We start from the raw sequence: 21,825 nt of genomic DNA, 5'->3' as shown, positions 1-21,825 counted from the left end.
GTGCCGGGTCAGGCCCGTTGAACGAGGCGCGCGAGCCGTTTCATGAGGCCCGGCGCGGGTTCGGCCGCGTCGGCGTTGGCGGCCGAGGTGGCCGGCGGCGTGTCGGCACCGGTGGCGTCGTAGGCCACGGCGAGCTGGGCCAGCGTTTCGCTCACGTAGCGGCGCGGGCTGATCTGCTTGCCGATCTGCTGCTCCAGCTTGAGCACGGCCTGCATGGCGGTGAGCGAGGTGCCGCCCAGGTCGAAGAAGTTGTCGTTGCGGCCGATGTGGCTCATGCCCAGCAGCTCGCTCCAGACCGCGTGGATGGCCTGCTCGGTGGCCGTGCCGGCGAAGCGGTCGCCGGTCTGGCTCGCCTGCGCCTTGAGCGCGCGCGATTGCGCCAGCTGCAGCCGGCCCGAGGGGTGGCGCACGATCTGCTCGAACCAGCGCAGGTCCAGCGCCGCGCGGGCCTCGGTGGGCACGGCGTCGAGCAGCGCGCGGGCGTGGGATTCGCGTTGCGCGGCGGACAGGCCGCTGGCCTGCAGGCCGATCACCAGCCGGCGGCGCCCGTTCGAGTCCACCGCGGCCTGCGCGGCGGCCACGTCGACGCCCGGCAGCGCCAGCGCCGCCTGCTCCAGCGCCTCGAGGTCCACCAGGCCACCGCCGAGCAGCACTGTGGGTTCGTTCGCATCGCTCACGTGTTGCAGCACGCCGTCGCTGCGCCAGCGCGCGCTGGTGTGGCTGGCTGTCCAGGCGCCCGCCGCGCCGGCCTTCACCCAGACGGGGGCGGCCACGCCGATCGGGGCCGTGCCCTCGGGCCGCGGCGCGACGCGCACGGTGTGCGGCACCAGGGGTCGGCCCACCAGGCCGGCCTCGGCCGCGTCGGCCACCCAGTGGGCGGCCAGCGGCAGGGGCAGTGAATCGGTCTGCAGCACGTTGAGCACGGAAAGGCCCGCGTCCAGCAGCTGCGCCACGAGTTCGGGGGAGTTGTCGCGCGCGTCCACGGCGGCGATGACCGAGAGCGAGGCGCCACGGCGGGCCTGCAGGGCGTCGGCCCAGGTGTTGGCGTCCGCGAAGACGAGGCCGGTGCGCTCGCGCTGGAGGTCGGCCACCAGGGTGGCGCCGTCGGGCGCCTGGTCCCACAGCACCAGCCGGCCGCCGGTGTGCAGCGCCAGGCCCAGCAGGGCCAGCGCGGTGCCGGTGGCGTGGGCGCTGGCGCGCAGGCAGTCGCCCACCAGCAGGTGGGCCTGGCGGGCGAGGCCGGCGCTGATCTGGGCGACCAGCGCGGCGTCGAAGGCTTGCGGCTGGATCGCCGCCTTGCGCGCCGTGGCGGCGGGCTGGCTTTGCAGCCAGGGTGCGTCGCCGAAAGCCACCGCGTCGGCGGGCGGCGTGTCGCCGGGCGTCAGGGGCAGGCAGTGGTGGCCCAGGCGCAGCACGGCCAGGGCGGTGACCAGTTGGGCCACCGGCTCCTGCATCGCGATGGCCACGGTGAGCGGGTGGCCCGCCGCGGGCAGGCGGGTCTTGAGCTGGGCCGCGTTGTCGTTCACGCGGCGGACCAGCTCGCGGGCGTCGAGTTCGGTGCCGCCGATGCGCAGCAACGCGGGGGGAGTGAGTGCGCTGGCGCGCTGCTCCAGCAGATCGAACAGGCTTTGCGCGGGCGCCACGGCCGGCGCGTCCAGCGCCAGCACGCGGGCTTGTTCGGCGGGCGTGGGCGCCATCAGCTGCGCCACGGTCTGGTTCGGCGTGCGGGCCACCGCGTCGAGCAGGGCCACGAAGCGCTCGTGCAGGGACTTCGCGGTGGAAGGCAGGTAGAGGTGGGTGTCGTACTGGATGCCACCTTCGATGCCGGAGGGGATCTCGACCAGCCAGAGGTTGAGGTCTTCGGTGGCGCCCTTGTGCTTGATGCGCACGCGCTCGTGCTCGAGCGGGCCCCAGTGGGTGGGCCGGTTGCGCGCGTCCTGGAACGAGAACATGCACTGGTACAGGCGCGCGTGCACGCCGGGCTGTTCGGCTTCGAGCACGTGGGCCATGCGCTCGAAGGGCACGTCCTGGTGGGCGAAGGCCTCGACGACGGCGGCGCGCACGCGACCGATCCAGTCGAGCCAGCTCAGCGAGGTGTCCACCGGCAGGCGCACCGGCAGCATGTTGTTGAAGAAACCCATGATGGGGTCGAGCTCGGGCGTGGGGCGGCCGCGCACCGGCAGGCCGATGGTCGGCGCGGGCTCGCGCAGCAGCTGCGAGACCATGGCGGCGTAGACCGACAGGGCGACGATGCTCAGCGTCGAACCGGTTCGCTTGGCGATGTCGCGCACGCGGTCGGCCTGCTCGGCCGAGAGGTGCATGGGCTCGGTGGCGCCTTCGCGCAGCATGCCGGGCAGACGGGCCAGATCGGTCAGCGGTTCCTGCACCGGCTTGCCCAGGAACTGGTTCTTCCAGTAGCCCAGCTGGCCTTGCAGTTCCTCGCTCTCCAGCCAGCGCCCGTGCCAGTCGGCGAAGTCGCCGTAGGTCAGGGCCAGCGGCGGCAGCGGCGAGGGCCGGCCTTCGGAGAACGCCTGGTAGAGCGCGTTCATCTCGTCGTAGAACAAGTCGAAGGACCAGCCGTCCCAGATCACGTGATGCGTCATGAAGAACAGCACGTGGTGATCGTCGGCGAGGCGGAACAGGCGGGCCTTGAACAGCGGCGCATGTTCCAGCTCGAACGCCTGGTTCGCCAGCGCGGCCAGCCGGTCCCGCAGCGCGGCTTCCTGTTCGTCGGGGGCGTAGCTGCCGAAGTCTTCCAGCGGCAGCAGGCTGAACGCCGGCAGATCGACGTTCACCTGCAGCGGGCCCTGGGCACCGGAGACGATGGCGCTGTGCAGGGCGGGTTGGCGCTTCACGACTTCCTGGAAGGCGCGGTCGAACGCCTGCAGGTCCATCGGGCCGTGCAGGCGGTGGGCCGAGGGCGCGTTGTAGACGGTGCGGCCGGGCTGCATGGCCTCGATGAAGCGGATGCGCTCCTGCATCAGGGTCAGCGGCGCCTGGCGCTGGTCGGCGCGGTGCACCAGCGGTTCGCGGGTGGGCGCCGTGGCGCCGCGTTGTTCGTCGATCAGGCGCGCCAGTTTTTCGGCGGTGGTCGATTCGAACAGCACCCGCAGGTTGAGCTGGAGGCCGAAGGCCTTGTTGATCTGGCCCATGAGCTTGGCGGCCAGCAGGGAGTGGCCGCCGAGGAAGAAGAAGTCTTCGTCCACGCCGACGGCGGGCAGCTTGAGCACGGCCTGCATGGCCTCGACCACCGCTTTTTCGGTGTCGCTGCGCGCGGGCTTGACCGCCCCCGCGCTGGCCGACGGTGCCGGGCCGGTGGGCGCGGGCAGCGCCTTGCGGTCGATCTTGCCGTTGGGCAGGAGCGGCATGGCCTCCAGCAGCACGATCTGCTGGGGCAGCATGTAGTCGGGCAGGCCGGCGCGCAGTGCCTCGCGCAGGGCGGCGGCGTCGGGTTGCTGGCCGGCGTGCGGCACGGCGTAGCCGATCAGGCGCACGTCGCCCGGGCTGTCCTCGCGGGCCATCACCACGGTGCGGGCGATGCCGGGCAGGGCGGCGAGGCGGGCCTCGATCTCGCCCAGCTCGATGCGGTAGCCGCGGATCTTGACCTGGAAGTCCAGCCGGCCCAGGTGCTCCAGCGTGCCGTCTTCGCGCCAGCGCGCGAGGTCGCCGGTGCGGTAGATGCGCGCGCCGGGCGTGGCGGTGTCGAACGGGTCGGCCACGAACTTCTCGGCGGTGAGTTCGGGGCGTTTGAAGTAGCCGGTGGCCACGCCGGCGCCGCCGATGCACAGCTCGCCTTCCTGGCCGATGGCCACGGGTTTCATCTGCTCGTCCAGCACCCAGACCTGGGTGTTGGCGATCGGGTGGCCGATGGTGATCTTCTGCTGCGCGTCGGTGATGCGGCACAGGGTGGACCACACGGTGGTCTCGGTCGGGCCGTACATGTTCCAGAGTTCCACGCCGGCCTCGAGCAGGCGCTGGGCCAGCGAGGGCGGCAGCGGCTCGCCGCCGCACAGGGCGCGGAAACCGGCGGGCGCGCGCCAGCCGGCGTCGAGCAGCATGTGCCAGGTGGTGGGCGTGGCCTGCATCACGTTGATGCGCTGCTCGGCGGCCAGGCGGCCGAGCACCTCGCCGTCCATGGCGTCTTCGCGCTGGGCCAGCACCACGCTGGCGCCCACGGTGAGCGGCAGGAAGAGTTCGAGCACCGCGATGTCGAACGACAGCGTGGTCACGGCCAGCAACCGGTCGCCGGCCTGCAGGCCGGGCTCGCGGCGCATGCTGGCGAGGAAGTTGCACACCGCGTTCTGCGGCAGCACCACGCCCTTGGGCTTGCCGGTGGAGCCCGAGGTGTAGATGACGTACATGGGCGCGTCGTCGGCCCAGTCGGCGGGGCGCGGCAGGGCGGCGTCGGAGGCCGAGGCGATGGCCGCGGCATCGTCGTCGATGCGGATCTGCTGCTCGCGCGGCACGCCCGAGAGGCTGGCGTTGGCGGCGTCGGTGATCACCAGGCGCACGCCCGCGTCCTCGGCCATGTAGTGCAGGCGGTCCTTGGGGAAGCCCGGGTCGAGCGGCACGTAGGCCGCGCCGGTCTTCAGGATGCCGAGCAGGGCGGGCACGAGGTTGGGGCCGCGCGTGAGGCACACGCCCACCCGCATGCCGGCACCGATGCCGCGCGAGCGCAGCAGCTGGCCGAAGCGGTTGGCGCGCGATTCGAGCGCGGCGTAGCTCAGGCTCACGCCGTGCGCCACCAGGGCGACGGCATCGGGCGTGGCGGCGGCCTGGCGGCTGATCCACTGCTCCACGCGGGCATGCGCTTCCAGCGGCATCGCGGTGGCCTGGTTCCAGGCGATCAGGCGCGGGTCCGGTGCCGTTGCAGGGCGCACCGGCGCGGGCGCCACCACGGCGGTGAGCACCGGCAGCTCGACGCCGGGGTGCTGCGCGAAGTGGGCGATCTCGGCGCGCAGGGCGTCGATCAGTTCCTGCGCGCGCTGCGGGCTGAAGAACTCGCTGCTGTGGTGCAGGTCCAGCGTGAGCGCGTCGTTCTGCTCGTAGAAGTTGAAGAACAGTTCGCTGAGCGTGCCGCGCTTGCGGCCTTCGTGCATCGTGGCCTGCAGCGGCGCATAAGCCGAGAGGTCGACCTTGGGGTTGAGGTTGAAGAAGATGCCGGTGAGCGGCGGGCGGTCGCCCGCGCTGCGGATGCCCAGCGCGCGGGCCACCGTGCCCTGGGTCATGAGCGGGTATTCCAGCGCGTCCATCAGGCGCGAGCGCACGCGCTGCAGCACGGCCTCGGTGCTCTCGCCGGGCTGGCAGCCCAGGCGCAGCGGCAGGTCGAGCACGCCGTCGGCCATGATCGGCCCACGGCGCTGCAGGCTCTGGCTGGCGTAGGGGATGCTGACCACGAAATCGCTCTGGCCGCTGCGCTTGTGCAGCATGCGGGTGAGCGCCATGAGCAGCACCTGGAACAGCGTGGCGCCCGACTGCTTGGCCTGCGCACGCAGGCGGCTGAACAGCTCGCCGTCCAGTCGTATGCGAAGCGTGTCGGCCGCGTAGCTGCGGTGGCCTTGCGGTGCCCGGTCGCCCAGGTTCAGCGGCGCGGGCGGGTTCTGCAGTTGCTGCTGCCAGAAGCGCAGGGCTTCCTGGCCGTCGGGGCCGTCGAAGCGGGCCTGTTCTTCCTCGGCGAAGTCCAGCGGCGACTCGGCCGGCTTGAAGGCCGGCGCCATGCCCATGCTGCGGGCTTTGTAGGCGGTGGCGAGCTCGGCGTTGAACACGCTGGAGGCCCAGCCGTCGAACACCAGGTGGCTGGCCACCACGTGCACCACGGTGCGGCCGTCGGCCAGGGTGAGCAGGCTCACGGCGGCCAGCGGTGCCTGGTCGAGCGGGAAATCGCGCAGGCTGGCCTGGGTGCAGAAGTCGTCCAGCGCCTGGTCGGCGTCGGGCTGCGCGCTCAGGTCGATCTCGGCCACGGGCAGGTTCAGCTGCGGCGCGACCCGCTGCCGGGGATCCTCCAGATCGAACTGGATGCGGAAGGCCTCGTGCCGCGCCAGCACGTCGTTCAGCGCGGCCTTCAGGGCGGTGCGGTCCACGCCGCCCTGCAGGCTGACGCAGAACGATTCGTTGAGGGCGAGTCGGGCCGAGGGGTCGAAGCCGCCGGCCAGCCAGCGCTCGGTCTGCCCGGGCGAGAGCTGGGCGTCGGTGCCGGCGCGCGTGCCGCCTTGCGGGCCCGAGGGGGGTGGGGCACCGCCGCCGTCCTTGGGCGTGATGAAGCCCAGGCCCATGAGCTCGTCCATGGCATCGGTGAACACCTGGAAGATGCGGTCGGTGTGGGCGTCGGTCATGCCCTCGGTGACGAAGTGGCCGAACTGCTCGTACAGGTGCAGGCCGTGGTAGCGCACCAGGTAGTAGAAGAGGCTGATGTGCTTCTGGTTGTCGTCCCACTGCAGGCGCCAGATCGAGGCGCAGTGCACCGCCTTGACCGGTGCACCACGCACCGCGAAGGCCGTGTTGAGTCGGTCGATCAGGCGCTGGGTGCGGTCGTTGAGGTTGCGGTAGAACTCGCGCCCACCGGCCTTGATGTGTTGCAGCGTGGCGCGCGCGGCGGCCAGCGCCAGCGGGTGGCGCACGAAGGTGCCGGCGAAGTAGGTCACGCCCGCTTCGGGGTAGGAGTCGTCGCCGTACTGCCAGTGGCCGCCGTCGAGCGCATCGAGCCAGTTGGCGTTGCCCGCGATGGCCGCGAACGGCAGGCCGCCGCCGATGACCTTGCCGTAGGTGGCGATGTCGGCGCGCACGCCGTAGAACTCCTGCGCACCGCCCGGGGCGACGCGGAAACCGGTCACGACCTCGTCGAAGATCAGCGCGCAGCCGGCCTTGTCGGCGATCTGGCGCAGCGACTGCACGAACTCGCGCGGCTGCAGCGTGGGGTACTTGTTCTGGATCGGCTCGGTCATGATCGCCGCCAGCTCGGGGCCGCGCTCGCGCAGCACGCGCAGGGAGTCCTCGCTGTTCCAGTCCAGCACCAGGATGTTCTCCACCGCGTTGGCCAGGATGCCGGGCGCGGCGGAGAGCGAGCGCAGCTGCTTGGTGCCGCGCACGATCACCTCGTCGAAGATGCCGTGGTAGGAGTTGGTGAAGATGGCGATGGTCTTGCGGCCGGTGACGGTGCGCGCGATGCGCATGGCGCCCATCACGGCCTCGGAGCCGGTGTTGCAGAAGCCCACGCGCTCCATGCCGGTGAACTCGGAGATGAGTTGCGCCACGTCGGCCGCGTAGGGGTGTTGCGGGCCCACTTCCAGGCCGAGCTGCAGCTGCTGCTGCATGGCCTCGATCACCTTGGGCGGCTGGTAGCCCAGCAGGTTGCCGCCGAAGCAGGACAGCAGGTCGATGTACTCGTTGCCGTCCAGGTCCCACAGGCTCGCACCGCTCGAACGGTCGACCACGATGGGGTAGACCAGGTCCTTGTACAGCGGGTTGAAACCGGTCACCACGCGGGGGTCGGCCATGACCTTGCGGTGCTGCTGGCTGAAGGCCTTGGATTGGCCCGAGCGCGCGTTGTAGCGGGTGATGAACTCGTCGAGCCAGCGGCGCTGCGCGGGTGTGAAGTCCTGGCGCGCTTCCAGCGTGAGGCGGGGCGAGGCGCCGAAGGGTTTTTCGACCAGCGACTTGATGGAAGGCTGGGCGGGTTCGGCTTCCGTCGCGGCGGCGGCCGGAGCCGAGGCCACCACGGCCGGCGCGGGCGCCACGGGGACCGCTGCGGTCGGCAGGGCCGCCGCCATGGGCTGGCCCGCCAGCACGGCGAGCTGCTGTGCCATGAGCTGCATCTGCTGTTGCAGCAGCTGGTGCACCGCGTTCGCACCACCAGGCAGGGCCGCGAACGCCTGCAGCGGCGCGGCCGGGGCCGCGAAGCTGGCCACCTGGGCGGGGACGGCGGCGGCAACGGCCGCCGGTGCCGCCACGGTCGGTGCGGGTGCGAACTTGTCGGCCGGCATCTCGGTGTTGAGGAAGCGCGCGAGCTTGCCGATGTTGTCCAGGTCTTCCATCAGGCGGCGGAAGCGCAGCTTGACGCCGAACACGCGTTCCAGCTCCAGCGTGGCCTGGGTGAGCGAGAGGGAGTCCAGGCCCTGGTCGACAAAGCTGGCGTCCGTGGTCATGTCCTCGGCGGGGATGCCGGAGACGTCGCTCAGGACGCGCTTGAGTTCGTTTTCAACGGTGGGTATTCGGCTCATGGTGACGGCACTCGCAACGGAGAGGGAAACATCGGACGGCAGGGCGCCTGCGGGCGCGGTGCGGCGGGCAAACCAGTGACGGTCGTTCTGGAACGGGTAGGTGGGCAGGGGCGCGCGGCGCGCGGTCGCGGCCACCGGCCAGGCGGGTTCGATGCCGGCGCACCACAGGGCACCGAGCGCCGAAAGACCTTGTTCGGCGGGCTGGCCGGGGTCCTGCGCAGCACCCAGCATGGGCACGATGCGCGGCACCTCGGCCTTGGGCGTGCGGTGCTGGCGCAGCAGCGCGGTGAGCGCCTGGCCAGGACCGACCTCGACAAACACGGTGTCGCCCTGGGCCAGCTCGGCCATCACGGCCTTGCTGAACAGCACCGGCGCGCGCACCTGGCGCGCCCAGTAACCGGGGTCGGTGGCTTCGTGCGCCTGCAGCGGCGCGCCGCTCACGCACGAGTACACGGTGAGGCGGGGCGCCTGCAGGCGAGCCTGGGCCAGGGCCTGGGTGACGCGCGGCAGCGCGCCTTCCATGGAGGCGCTGTGAAAGGCGTGCGAAACGCGCAGGCGCGTCGCATCGATCTCGCTTTTCTCCAGGGCCTGGGCGAAGCGGTCGATGGCCTCGTGGCCGCCGGCCACCACGGTGAGCGCGGGCGCGTTGCAGCCGGCGACCTCGATGCCTTCGGGCAGCAGGGCCCGCACCGCGTCCACGCCCGTGCGCACGGCCAGCATGGCACCGGCGGGCTGGTCGAACATGGCCTGGCCGCGCGCGATGACGGCGGCCATGGCGTCTTCGAGCGAGAACACGCCGGCGTGGCACGCGGCGGCGTACTCGCCGATGCTGTGGCCGATCATGGCGTCGGGCCGGATGCCCAGGCTGTCGAGCCAGGCCGCCAGCGCGTAGGACACGCTGAACAGGGCCGGCTGGGCGTAGCGGGTCTGTGCGAGCAGCTGGGCCACCTCGGCATCGGCCGGGTCGGCGCTCACCAGCCAGGCGCGCAGGTCCACCCCCAGCGCGGCCTCGGCCAGCGGCAGGGCGCGGTCGAGCGCTTCGCGGAAGGCGGGCACTTCGTCCACCAGCTGGCGCGCCATGCCGGGGTGTTGCGAGCCCTGGCCGGGGAACAGGAAGACCAGGCGCGGCTTCTGCAACGCGCTCACGCTGCTCTTGGCAGCGCGCAGGCGCGCCACGGCTTCCTGCACGCTGCCGGCGACCACCGAGAGGCGCTGCGCCATGGGTTTGCGCCCGCGCATGAGCGTGGCGGCGACCTCGCCCAGCGGCAGCTCGGGATGGTGTTCGAGGTGCTCGGCCAGGTCGCGCGCGCGCTGCAGTGCGGCGTCGGCGGTGCGGCCCGAGAGGGGCAGCAGCCAGCGGCCGTCGCCGGTCGATGCGGGCGCACGCGCCGGGGCCTCTTCGATCACCACGTGGGCGTTGGTGCCGCCCACGCCGAACGAGCTCACCGCCGCCAGGCGCGATTCGCGGCCGCGCGGCCAGGGGGTGTTCTGCGCCACCACGCGAAACGGCGTGTTCTCGAAGTCGATCTGCGGGTTGGGCTGGCGGTAGTGCAGGGTGCCCGGGATCACACCGTGGTGCAGCGAGAGCGCGGTCTTGATCAGGCCGACCACGCCGGCACCGGCGGCCATGTGACCGAGGTTGCTCTTGACCGAGCCAATGCCGCAGTACTGGCTGTCGGCGGTGTCTTCGCGCCAGGCGCGGGTGAGCGCGGCGACCTCGATCGGGTCGCCCAGCGAGGTGCCGGTGCCGTGGGCTTCCACATAGCCGATCTGGCGCGCGCTCACGCCGGCCTGGTCGAGCGCCATGCGGATGGCGCCCATCTGGCCGGTGACGCTGGGCGCCGTGAAGCTGGCCTTGTCGCCGCCGTCGTTGTTCAGGCCCACGCCGCGGATCACGGCGTACACCGTGTCGCCTTGGGCCAGGGCGTCTTCCAGCCGGCGCAGCACGACCACGCCACCGCCGCTGGCGAACACGGTGCCGCTGGCGTCGGCGTCGAACGGCCGGCAATGGCCGTCGGCGGACTCCATGCCGCCTTCGACGTGCAGGTAACCGCTGATCTGCGGCACGGCCACGTTGATGCCGCCGGCCAGCGCCACGTCGCACTGGCCGCTGGCCAGCGCGTGCCAGGCCTGGGCCACCGCCACCAGGCTGGTGGAGCAGGCGGTGTGGATGCTCAGGGCCGGGCCGTTGAGGTTGAGGCGGTTGGCCACGCGGGTGGCCACGTAGTCCTTCTCGCTGGCGAGCATGGTGGCGAATTCGCCGTACTGCTGCACCAGCTCGGGCTGTTCGCTGCGCAGCGCGGGCGCGTAGGCGTTGTTGCCGGTGCCGGCGTAGACGCCGATGCGCGCATCGGTGCGCGAGGCGTCGATGGCGGCGTGTTCCAGGGCCGCCACGCTGAGTTCGAGCATCAGCCGCTGCTGCGGGTCGAGCATCGTCGCTTCGCGCGCCGAAATGCCGAAGAAGCCGGCGTCGAAGTGCTCCACGCCGTCGAGCACGCCGTGCGCGGCCACGAAGTTGGGGCGTGAGCGCACCGAGTCCGGCACGCTGGGGTCGAGTTCGTCGAGCGAGAACTGGCGGATGCCTTCCTGGCCGTCGATCAGGTGCTGCCAGAAGTCGTCGAGCCGGCGGGCACCCGGCGTGCGGGTGGCCATGCCGACGATGGCGATGCCGGCGGTCGGCTGTGCCGGTGCCAGGCGCTTGCGCTGGCCCGAGCTGGTCGGGCCGGCGAGGGCGGCGGCGATGCCCGCGACGGTGGGCTTGTCGTACACGTCGGCCACGTTCAGGCCCTGGACGCCCTGGTCCTTGAGGCGCGTGACGAAGCGCATCACGAGCAGGGAGCGCGCGCCGAGGTCGAACAGGTTCTGGTCGTCGCCAAGCGAGGGCAGGCCCAGCAGTTCCTGCCACAGGCCGCGCACGATGGCGACCGGGTCGCTGGACGCGGCAGCGGTCGTGTCCATGGCTGGCAGGGGCAAGCCCTTGCGGTCGATCTTGCCGCTGGGCGTGGTGGGCAGGCGGTCCAGCACCACGTAGCGCACCGGCACCATGTACTCGGGCATGGCGGCGCGCAGTTCGGCGCGGATGCGGGTGATCAGCTCGCTGGTGTTGGCTTGCGCGCCTTCGCGCAGCACCAGGTGCGCGACCAGCTGCTTGCCGATGCCGGGCAGGTCGGGCGCGGTGACCACCGCGTCCTTGATGCCGGCCTGGGCCATGATGGCGAGTTCGATCTCGCCCGGCTCGATGCGAAAGCCATCCACCTTGAGTTGCTGGTCGGCGCGGCCCAGGTAGGTGTACACGCCCTCGGCGTCGCGGCGCGCGAGGTCGCCGGTGACGTACCAGCGCCCGGGCAGCGCGGGGAAGTCGCTGCGGAAGCGCTCGCCGGTGAGTTCAGGCCGGCCGAGGTAGCCGCAGGCCAGCGTCTCGCCGCCCAGCAGCAGTTCGCCGGTGTGTTCGTCGGTGGCGTTTTCGGACGGCACCAGGGCGAGCTGCACGTGCGGCAGGGCGCGGCCGATCGGGGGATCTCGGGCCAGGCGGCCGGGTCGCCGCGCAACTCGTGCGCGGTGACCACGTGGCTTTCGGTCGGGCCGTAGTGGTTGTGCAGCTCCGAACCCGGCAGGCGCTGGAACAGCGAGCGGATCGCGGGCGTGACCTGCAGTTGTTCGCCTGCGCTCACCACGTCGCGCAGAGCCGTGGGCAGTTCGTCGCGCGAAGCCTCGGCGATCATCTGCAGCGCCACGTAGGGCACGAAGATGCGTTCGATGCGGCGCTGGATCAGGGCGTTGAGCAGCAGGCCGGGGTCGCGCCGCTGTTCCTCCGGCACCAGCACCAGCGTGCCGCCGCAGGCCAGCGTGGAGAAGATTTCCTGGAAGTGCACGTCGAAGGACAGCGGCGCGAACTGCAGGGTGCGCGCGGGCTGGCCCAGGCGGGGGTGGTCGGCGTGCCACTGGATCAGGTGGCGCAGCGGCACCGCGCCCATGGCCACGCCCTTGGGCCGGCCGGTGGAGCCTGAGGTGAACAGCACGTAGGTGAGGTCGGGCGCCGAGGCGTGCAGGGCGGCTTGCACCGGCGCCGGCTGTTCCAGCGTGGGCAGTTCGCCCACCAGCGAGCGCAGCGTGGACAAGGCCTGGTCTTCGCCCACCACCGCGCGGGGTTGCGCATCGTCCAGCATGGCGCGCAGGCGCTCGGCCGGGTAGGCCAGGTCCAGCGGCACATAGGCGATGCCGGCTTCGGCGGCGGCCAGGATCGAGATGATGGTGTCGGTGGAGCGCGTGGCGGCCACCGCGATGCGTTCACCGCTTTGCAGGCCCGCGTCGGCAAAGGCGCGCGCGCGCGCCGCCACCGCAGAGGCCAGTTCACGGTAGGTCAGGGGCTCTCCCTCGGGCGATTCCAGGGCCACGGCGTTCGCGTGGCTCTGTGCTCCGCTGCGCAGCCAGAGACCCAGGTTCGGTTCACCTGCGTCGTTCTCTTGCTGACTCATGAAGTGCATTGCAAAAACCCCCTACGTGCAGGAAAGCTCCTCGAATGAATACAAATGAGTACCATCAGAAACTTGTGTAACAAATGATAACCCGGTCGTGTTGTATTTTTTCTGACTTTCCGGGCCGCTTTCCCGCAGTTTGTACGACATAACTCACGCCGAAATGCATTTCCGACATTCCCGACCAAACGGCACTGACAAGATGCAGGACTTCTTGCAACAGACCCTCTCGCATTGTTGCGGGCTCGAAGCCTTTTGATCTTGTGAAACATTCACCCAGGTTATCGCTGTGGATGGGTTGGGGCGTGGCGGCGCTGATCGCCTGCGCGGTCCTGGCGATTGGCGGCTCCGCGCGCCTTTCGGAGGCGTTCCTGTGGCGCCTGGAGCGTTGGCAGTCCGCGCCCACGGTGTCCCAGCGCCTCTTCGAGCGGCGCACGATCGCCCACCAGCTGAGCGTGGACCGCCTGGTGCCGCGTGGCGCAATCCTCTTCTTCGGCGACAGCCACCTCCAGACCTTGCCCACGGGGGGCCTGGCGCAGGCCTACAACTTCGCCATCGGCGGTGAAACGGCCCAGCGGCTGAGCCAGCGCCTCGATCGCTACACTTCGCTGCCCCGGGCCCGCGCGGTGGTGCTCGGCGCGGGCACCAACGACCTGATCGAGGGCCGCACGCCCGAAGACGTGCGGCTGGCCTGGGGTGCGATCCTGGACCGCATGCCCGCGTCCGCCCAGGTGGTGTGTGTCGGCATTCCCGTGCCGCCCGGCAACCCGGCCGAGGCCATCAACGCGTCGGTGGCCGAGATGTGCCGACAGCGCGGCCATGCCATGGTCGACGCGGTGCCGGGGCAGGGCGCCCTGGCCCGCGCGTCCCTGGCGGCCGATGGCCTGCATCTCGATGCCACCGGTTCCCAGTTGTTGCTCCAGGCCATCGAGGCCGCCCTGACCAAGAAACCCGCATGATCGAATCGCCACCACCGCAGTCGCACCGCCAACCCGCACTGGACTGGCTCCGGGGTTTCGCCGCCCTGATCGTGGTCGGCTTCCACTACTTCCATGCGGGAGTTCGCGATGGCTCGATCCAGGGCCAGCAGAGCCCCATCCTGTACCACGTCTTTTCCTATGGCTACGTGGGGGTGCACCTGTTTTTCATGATCAGCGGCTACGTGATCATGATGACCGCCCAGAATTCGAGCGTGCGGCGTTTCATCGCCTCCCGCGTGTCCCGGCTGATGCCCGCCTTCTGGGTGTGCATGACCCTCACGGTGCTGATCGAGCTGGCCGCGCCGGCCGCGCCGTTCAAGCCCGAGTCCTGGGCCCAGTACGCGGCCAACCTGACCATGCTGCCCCGGGTGTTCGGCCAGAACCTTGTCGACGGCGCGTACTGGTCGCTGGCGGTGGAGATCAATTTCTACTTCTGGATCGGCGTGGCGATCGCCACCGGGCAGCTCAAGCGCATCGAGACGCTGCTGATCCTCTGGTTGGGCCTGTCGCTGGTCAATTTCATTCGCCCCATGTACACCGTGGAGATCGTCACCAGCGCCCAATGGGCGCCCCTGTTCGCCGCCGGCGCCTTCTTCTTCCTGGTGCGGCAGTCGGGCTGGACCACCCGTCGGCGCTTGGCGCTGCTGGGTTGCGCCGCGCTGGCCTGCATGTACCTGTGGCGTGAAAATGGCCAGGCAGACAGCCTGGAGCAGCTGCTGGCCCTGGACGACAGCCCCAACAACCTCGTGATCGAGGCCATCCTGCTGTCGTATTTCGCCTTCTTCTACTGGATGATTCGCCGCAAGGTACCCATTGAAACCTCGACATGGAGCGATTTGTCCGGCCGCCTGACCTACCCGCTGTACCTGATCCACCAGCACGCCGGCTATGCCCTGTTCAGCGTGGCGGTGGCGTCCGGCCTGGTCGCGTCCTGGGGCATGACGCTGGTGACCCTGGGCATGATCGCCCTGGCCCTGCTGGTGGCCTGGGCGGTCAATGTCGGGGTCGAGCAGAAGCTGGGGCCAGTGCTGCGCAAGTGGATCGCGCGCTGAAGGCATGGAGGAGAAGTGTGAAGAACTCCGCACCCGCCCACCTGCCGGCGCGGTATGCTGGGCCGTTCGCTGATCGCGCTGGCCCCAAGGGGAACGTACAACAATGCTCAACGCCACACGGCTTCCGGGAGGGGATTCGATGAGATTGCCGGGATTGGACCCGCAGCCCGTCGAACTGGGCCTTGCCGCGCCGGTGCTGCTGGTGGTCGTCGATACCGAAGAGGAGTTCAACTGGAACCAGCCCTTCAACCGGCAGGCGACCGCCACCCAGTCCATTTCCTCCCAGGACCGGGTGCACGCGCTCTACGACCGGTTCGGCGTCGTGCCGACTTACGTCATGGACTACCCGGTGGCCAGCTCGGTGGCCGCCACCCGCTACCTGCGCGGATTGGTGGACGCGGGCCGCGCGGAATTCGGCACCCACTGCCATCCCTGGGTCACGCCGCCGCACAGCGAAACGGTGTCGGTGTTCAACTCGTACCACGGTAACCTGCCCCTGGAGCTGGAGGAAGCCAAGATCCGCACCAGCACCGACGCGGTGGCCCAGGCCTTCGGCCGCGCGCCGCGGGTGTTCAAGGCCGGGCGCTACGGCGTGGGGCCGAACACCTTCGGCATCCTGCAGGAACTCGGCTACACCGTGGACTGCAGCGTGGTGCCCCACACCAACTTTTCCTTCGAAGGCGGGCCGAACTACCAGGGCATGTCCGACCGCCCCTTTTTCACCGACGCCTCGCACGCCTTGCTCGAAGTGCCCATGACCGTGGGTTACTCGGGCCGCCTGCGCCGCATGGGCCCCGCGAACCCCTGGCTCATCGGCAGCAACCTCTCGCAGCGGCTGCGCCTGCCCGGCGTCATGAGCCGCATGAAGTGGCTGGAGCGCGGCAGGCTGAGCCCGGAAGGCTTCGATGTGCAGTCGCAGGAGCGTCTGCTCACCACGCTGTTCCACGAAGGCGTTCGTGTGTTCACCTTGACCTACCACTCGCCGACCTTGCAGCCGGGCAACACCCCGTATGTCAAGACCGAGTCCGACCTGGTCGCCTTCCTGGCGAACATCGAGTCCGTGCTGAGCTTCTTCCAGAACCGCCTGGGCGGGACCTTCTCCACGCTGACCCGCATCGAGCAACTGGCGCGTTCGCGGACCGGGGCCGCACAGGCAGTCGCGGCCGTCGCGCACTGAGCGCCTCGCGCATCACCCGCCAAAAACAAACAACCCTCTGCGAAGAGAGGGTTGCTGAAGCTCAGAGCGGTCGAATCGGGATCAACGCGGAACGATGGCCCAGGTGGGGTCGTTCACGTAGCCGGCGTCCATCTTCGGGGTCATGGACTTCCACTTCGTGTAGGCGCCGCTGGCACCGGTGACACCGGCGCTGCTGGTGGCGGCCAGCATGGCGCGGGCGTAGGCGGCGTAGTCGTCCACGCGGTCCGGTGAACCTTCGGTGATCGCCATGCCGCTGCAGGAAGCGCCCTTCATGCCGGCGTAGTTGGTGTCGAACAGGGTCTTCCAGCTGCTGAAGAACTGGTTGCTCGCGTCGGTGACGTCCCACCAGTAGCCCGGGGCCTTGGCCATGCAGAAGCCATTGGCTTCGTTCAGGAAGCGGCCGACGGTGAAGCGGGTGATCCAGTTCAGCATGGCGCGGCCTTGCGGGTCACCGTCCTCGGCGATCTGCGTGAGCACCAGCGTCATGAAGTCGTTCTGCCAGGGGCCGGCCTTCTTGGTGTCCCACGGGCTCTTGATGGCACCGAAGGGCGAGCGGGCGGCGGCGTTGGCGTTCTGCGGGTAGTTCTGCACGTACCAGTTCAGGTTGTTGGCCAACCGGGTCTGGAAGTACGACTTCATGGGGTGGTTGTCGGGCACGATGCGCGAAGCCTCGTCGATGGAGCGCAGGGCCCAGGACTGGGCACGTTCCTCGTTGCCGTAGATCAGGCCCTTGGCGCCTTCGCGGTAGTAGGGGTCCACCGCCGCGATGTTCCAGCTGGCCCAGAACATGGCTTCGTCCAGGTAGAAGGCATCGCCCGTGATCAGGTAGGGCATGTAGCCGAACGAGGCCTGGTGCGCCGTGTCCGGCGTGTAGATGGTCGTGCCCGTCGGCGTGGGCAGCTTGGGCGTGGAGGAGCCAAAGCGCACGGCCACGTTGGGGTTGCGCTCCACATCCAGCGGCTGGCCGGAGCCTTCGTCGCGGTAGTGCACCGGCACGCTGGCGGCGGCGTCGGCGTTGGCCAGCATGCTGGCGCGGGCACGGTCGTCCTGGGTGATGAGGTACAGCGCGGTCCAGCGCGGCTGCGGGCCGATCTCCGAGCGACCACCGGTGGTGGGGAAGTACGGCACCAGCATGGCCGGGCCCATGGGCGCGGTGTTCGCGCTGGCGAGCACGCGGGCCTCGTCGGCCAGGACCGAGTCGGGAATGCGCAGGCTCAGGTCGTAGTTCCAGGTGGCCTTGCTGGCCAGGAAGTAGGGCATGTGGTGGCGCACGCGGTACTGCGGCAGCGTGTTGCCCGTCCAGAGCACCTTGTGCCAGCGCGCCTGGTAGTTGTGCGTGATGCGCGGCTGGGTGTGCACGACCTGGCCGTTGCGGCGCACGGTCAGCTCATAGGTGAGGTTGCCCGGGTTGGCCTTGAAGGTCCAGTTGTTCTCCAGGACCATGTCGGTGCGGATGCTGGCGCCGCCGTCGTACAGGCGGGTGTGCAGCCGGGCCGAGAGGTGGGGGTGCTCGGCGTTGGAGGCGCTGTCCTTGAAGGGCGCGACCACGGTGTACTCGGTGGCCACGCTGCCGTTGAGGCGGCGGCCCGAGCCCTGGGCGATCTGCTGCTTGAGCAGGTCCTGGGGCTTGGCCACCAGGGTGGAGACCAGGGTGCTGCCGTTGTAGACCTTGGCCTCGAGTTCGAGGTTCCAGTCGGGGCTGGCGGGGATGGTCTGGGTGGCCGAGGACTTGGCGCCGGCGAACAGGTTGATCAGCTTGGGCTGGTTGGCAGCGAGGTTGCTGACCTTGGCGCTGAGGACGGCAAAGCGCAGGGAGCCGTCGCGGTGGGAGGTCACCTCATCCATCTGCAGGGGCACGCTTGCGCCGCTGCTGTCGGTGGCGACCAGGCCCTGGTTGGCTTGCACGGCGCCGGCCTTGAAGGGCTGACCGAAGGTGATGGGCAGGGTGCTGGAGGCCGTGCCGGTGGAGACTTCCACGCAGGTGATGGCGTTGGCCGCGCAGGCCAGACCACCGGAGCCCACGGCCGGAGCAGGAGCAGGAGCAGGAGCAGGAGCAGGAGCAGGAGCAGGTGCAGGTGCAGGTGCAGGTGCAGGTGCAGGTGCGGGTGCGGGTGCGGGTGCGGGTGCGGGTGCGGGTGCGGGTGCGGGTGCGGGTGCGGGTGCGGGTGCGGGTGCGGGTGCGGGTGCGGGTGCCGGTGCCGGTGCCGGTGCCGGTGCCGGTGCAGGTGCCGGTGCAGGTGCCGGTGCCGGTGCAGGTGCAGGTGCAGGTGCAGGTGCAGGTGCAGGTGCCGGTGCCGGTGCCGGGGTGGCGGCGGCCATCACCTGGCAAGTCTTGGCCGAGCCACGGGCCGGATCGGAGCCGAAATAGCCGGTCGAGCAGAGCCCAACCGTGCGCACGGACTTGTAGACCCAGCGGCTGCCGGTGCCATAGCGAACGTTCTTGGTGCCGGAAACGAGGAAGAGCTGGCCCTCCTTGGAGAGCTGGTTCCAGTTGGCGCTGGTGGTTGCGGTGGTGGTGGTGCTTTGGGCCTGCGCCGACGCGGCCACCATCGAAAACATCACCGCGCAGGCGGCCAAGACCCTGGCATGCGATGCCGGGCGGGAATGGGAGGGGTATGAGGACATGGAAGGACGCACCTGAAAGTCAAAAGGGGAAAAAAACCGCTTGCACACGGCTGATCGAAGCATTGGCCTGCTGGGTCAACAGATCTTGGAATTCAATGTAATTCGATTGCCGCCATTTTCGGAATGCAAGCCGATGGGCAGGCGTCCGGAAACGATGCGCGGCATTCGTGATGCATGTCGCGAAACATGTTGAAATGATTGGGGTGTTTTATTAACTTCCCGTTGCCATTTCACGGCTGTGACTTCTTTTTTCGAGAAGCCAAGGTGGAATGGCCTGGCAGCGCGTGCCGGGCGATTTGCCTAGCGGGAAAGTTGGTTACCTCAATCGTGGTTTCCCCACGGGAGGCACTGCACTGAGCGTCGGGCGCATTGAGTGCGCCAATTCGGAAAATGCTGCAATTAAATTAAGGTTGACTTATCGGATCGAAATGATGAAACATTAGCCAAAACCGCCAGAAGGCGGTTTTTGCCCGTTGAAAGGATTGGGCCATCCTTTTCCGTTTTGGGAAAGGGGGCGAGTTGAAAGAATATGAAAGAAAGAATTCCGATGACGGCATTTCGAAGCCGCGTGTTAGCGGGCAATGCGCAAGGAATTCCCCGTCAACGAGCGGGCGTTGAGGGATGGGCGGCCAACGGCCGCATTCACAGGAAAATTCGCGCCGCGGTCCAGAGGCTGGGCGGCGCTGATGGGCAGGGCCCACCCGCTGGGGTGGACCGCCGCTGTCGCCCGCTCAGCGCGGAACGATGGCCCAGGTGGGGTCGCTGGCGAAGCCCGCGTCCATCCTCGGGGTCATGGACTTCCAGGTGGCGTAGGCGGTGCTGGCACCGGTGACACCGGCGCTGCTGGTGGCGGCCAGCATGGCGCGGGCGTAGGCGGCGTAGTCGTCCACGCGGTCCGGTGAGCCTTCGGTGATCGCCATGCCGGCGCACGGGGTGTTTTTGAGGCTGGCGTAGTTGGTATCGAACAAGGTTTTCCAGCTGCTGAAGAACTGGTTGCCCGAGTCGGTGACGTCCCACCAGTAACCCGGGGCCTTGGCCACGCAGAAGCCGTTGGCTTCGTTCAGGAAGCGGCCGACGGTGAAGCGGGTGATCCAGTTCAGCATGGCGCGGCCTTGCGGGTCACCGTCCTCGGCGATCTGTGCGAGCACCAGCGTCATGAAGTCGTTTTGCCAGGGGCCGGCCTTCTTGGTGTCCCACGGGCTCTTGATGGCGCCGAAGGGCGAGCGGGCGGCCGCGTTGGCGTTCTGCGGGTAGTTCTGCACGTACCAGTTCAGGTTGTTGGCCAACCGGGTCTGGAAATACGACTTCATGGGGTGGTTGTCGGGCACGATGCGCGAGGCCTCGTCGATGGAGCGCAGGGCCCAGGACTGGGCGCGTTCCTCGTTGCCGTAGATCAGGCCCTTGGTGCCTTCGCGGTAGAACGGGTCGACCCCGGCGATGTTCCAGCTGGCCCAGAACATGGCTTCGTCCAGGTAGAAGGCATCGCCCGTGATCAGGTAGGGGATGTAGGCGAACGAGGCCTGGTGGGCGGTGTCCGGCGTGTAGATCGTGGTGCCTGTCGGCGTGGGCAGTTTGGGCGAAGACTCACCGAAACGCACCGACACGTTGGGGTTGCGCTGCACATCCAGCGGCTGGCCGGAACCCTCGTCGCGGTAGTGCACGGGCACGCTGGCGGCGGCGTCGGCGTTGGCCAGCATGCTGGCGCGGGCGCGGTCGTCCTGGGTGATGAGGTACAGCGCGGTCCAGCGCGGCAGCGGGCCGATCTCCGAACGCCCACCGGTGGTGGGGAAGTACGGCACCAGCATGGCCGGGCCCATGGGCGCGGTGTTCGCGCTGGCGAGCACGCGGGCCTCGTCGGCCAGGACCGAGTCGGGAATGCGCAGGCTCAGGTCGTAGTTCCAGGTGGCCTTGCTGGCCAGGAAGTAGGGCATGTGGTGGCGCACGCGGTACTGCGGCAGCGTGTTGCCCGTCCAGAGCACCTTGTGCCAGCGCGCCTGGTAGTTGTGCGTGATGCGCGGCTGGGTGTGCACGACCTGGCCGTTGCGGCGCACGGTCAGCTCATAGGTGAGGTTGCCCGGGTTGGCCTTGAAGGTCCAGTTGTTCTCCAGGACCATGTCGGTGCGGATGCTGGCGCCGCCGTCGTACAGGCGGGTGTGCAGCCGGGCCGAGAGGTGGGGGTGCTCGGCGTTGGAGGCGCTGTCCTTGAAGGGCGCGACCACGGTGTACTCGGTGGCCACGCTGCCGTTGAGGCGGCGGCCCGAGCCCTGGGCGATCTGCTGCTTGAGCAGGTCCTGGGGCTTGGTCACCAGGGTGGAGACCAGGGTGCTGCCGTTGTAGACCTTGGCCTCGAGTTCGAGGTTCCAGTCGGGGCTGGCGGGGATGGTCTGGGTGGCCGAGGACTTGGCGCCGGCGAACAGGTTGATCAGCTTGGGCTGGTTGGCAGCGAGGTTGCTGACCTTGGCGCTGAGGACGGCAAAGCGCAGGGAGCCGTCGCGGTGGGAGGTCACCTCATCCATCTGCAGGGGCACGCTTGCGCCGCTGCTGTCGGTGGCGACCAGGCCCTGGTTGGCTTGCACGGCGCCGGCCTTGAAGGGCTGACCGAAGGTGATGGGCAGGGTGCTGGAGGCCGTGCCGGTGGAGACTTCCACGCAGGTGATGGCGTTGGCCGCGCAGGCCAGACCACCGACGCCAGCGGCGGGGGCTGGTGCTGGAGCAGGTGCGGGCGCAGGCGCGGGAGCCGGGGAGGGGGCTGGTGCAGGGGCGGGTGCCGGAGGACGCGGGAAGATCGAGGGCGCCGGTGCCGGCGCGGGCGTCGAGGTCACGGTCTCGCCGGGGGTTTGCGCCGACGCGGTACCACCACCGCCACCGCCGCCACAACCCGAGATGGCCGCCATCATGAACAGCACGGAGAGCCACTTGGCGTCGCGGATGGCGGGGGTCTTGGAAGGGTTCATGGCGATGCCGGTGAGAGGTGTGCTGGCGGGAACGAACGGTCGAAAATGTCGGCGGCTTGTGACCGCGTTCACGAAAAAAGCGCGTCGGTTGACTTTACGGGCGGCATTTCAGCGGTTGGAGCGTTGACCGACAGGCACGCCGTCCAGAACGACATGCGGGAGCATGGACCCACCTCGTGAAATGCCGATGGCACAAAAAACCCGACCTGACCGAGCGCCCAAGCGCTTTGGAGTCGTGGCCGGGAAACCAGGGAATGGCTGGCACGCCAAATGCCCCGCAGCCCTTATTGTCGTAGGACTCGCCCTACAGCCCTGTTGCCACGTG

At 69.4% G+C, this 21,825-nt stretch carries 7 protein-coding genes; 3 read left to right on the top strand and 4 right to left on the bottom strand.

Going from position 1 to position 21,825, the window contains the following annotated elements; genetic code table 11:
* Positions 1-8: 8 nt before the first annotated feature.
* Together ABSY19_RS00805 and ABSY19_RS00800 are read right to left on the bottom strand one after the other, a co-directional pair.
* Positions 9-11,399: an amino acid adenylation domain-containing protein gene (locus ABSY19_RS00805; protein ID WP_382163984.1), complete on the bottom strand. Its 11,391-nt coding sequence runs from the start codon at positions 11,397-11,399 to the stop codon at positions 9-11.
* Positions 11,306-12,691, bottom strand: a complete 1,386-nt coding sequence (locus ABSY19_RS00800) for an AMP-binding protein (protein ID WP_382158200.1) — start codon at positions 12,689-12,691, stop codon at positions 11,306-11,308. The genes ABSY19_RS00805 and ABSY19_RS00800 overlap by 94 nt, the downstream gene beginning before the upstream one ends.
* A gap of 263 nt (positions 12,692-12,954) precedes the next feature.
* Between ABSY19_RS00800 and ABSY19_RS00795 the strand changes: the two genes are divergently transcribed.
* The 3 genes from ABSY19_RS00795 to ABSY19_RS00785 all read left to right on the top strand — a co-directional run bounded on the left by ABSY19_RS00795 (position 12,955) and on the right by ABSY19_RS00785 (position 15,900).
* The gene (locus tag ABSY19_RS00795) at positions 12,955-13,650 is read left to right on the top strand and encodes an SGNH/GDSL hydrolase family protein (protein WP_382158199.1); all 696 of its coding nucleotides are present in this window, start codon (positions 12,955-12,957) and stop codon (positions 13,648-13,650) included.
* Complete coding sequence (locus tag ABSY19_RS00790; protein ID WP_382158197.1) at positions 13,647-14,723, top strand: acyltransferase family protein; 1,077 nt, start codon at positions 13,647-13,649, stop codon at positions 14,721-14,723. Before ABSY19_RS00795 ends, ABSY19_RS00790 begins: the two co-directional genes overlap by 4 nt.
* 154 nt (positions 14,724-14,877) lie before the next feature.
* Positions 14,878-15,900, top strand: coding sequence for a polysaccharide deacetylase family protein (locus ABSY19_RS00785; RefSeq protein WP_382158195.1), 1,023 nt, complete (start codon positions 14,878-14,880; stop codon positions 15,898-15,900).
* Positions 15,901-15,981: 81 nt separating this feature from the next.
* On the opposite strand, the gene ABSY19_RS00780 is transcribed toward ABSY19_RS00785, so the two are convergent.
* Positions 15,982-18,546, bottom strand: coding sequence for a hypothetical protein (locus ABSY19_RS00780; protein WP_382158193.1), 2,565 nt, complete (start codon positions 18,544-18,546; stop codon positions 15,982-15,984).
* 731 nt (positions 18,547-19,277) lie between these two features.
* Entirely contained in the window at positions 19,278-21,500 is a 2,223-nt protein-coding gene (locus ABSY19_RS00775; protein WP_382158191.1) for a hypothetical protein, read from the bottom strand.
* Positions 21,501-21,825 lie beyond the last annotated feature (325 nt).

The organism is Hydrogenophaga sp. ANAO-22, assembly GCF_042466645.1.
Lineage (GTDB): Bacteria > Pseudomonadota > Gammaproteobacteria > Burkholderiales > Burkholderiaceae_C > Hydrogenophaga.
Note: the sequence above shows the minus strand (reverse complement) of the source record. Positions and strands in the feature narration are given on the sequence as shown.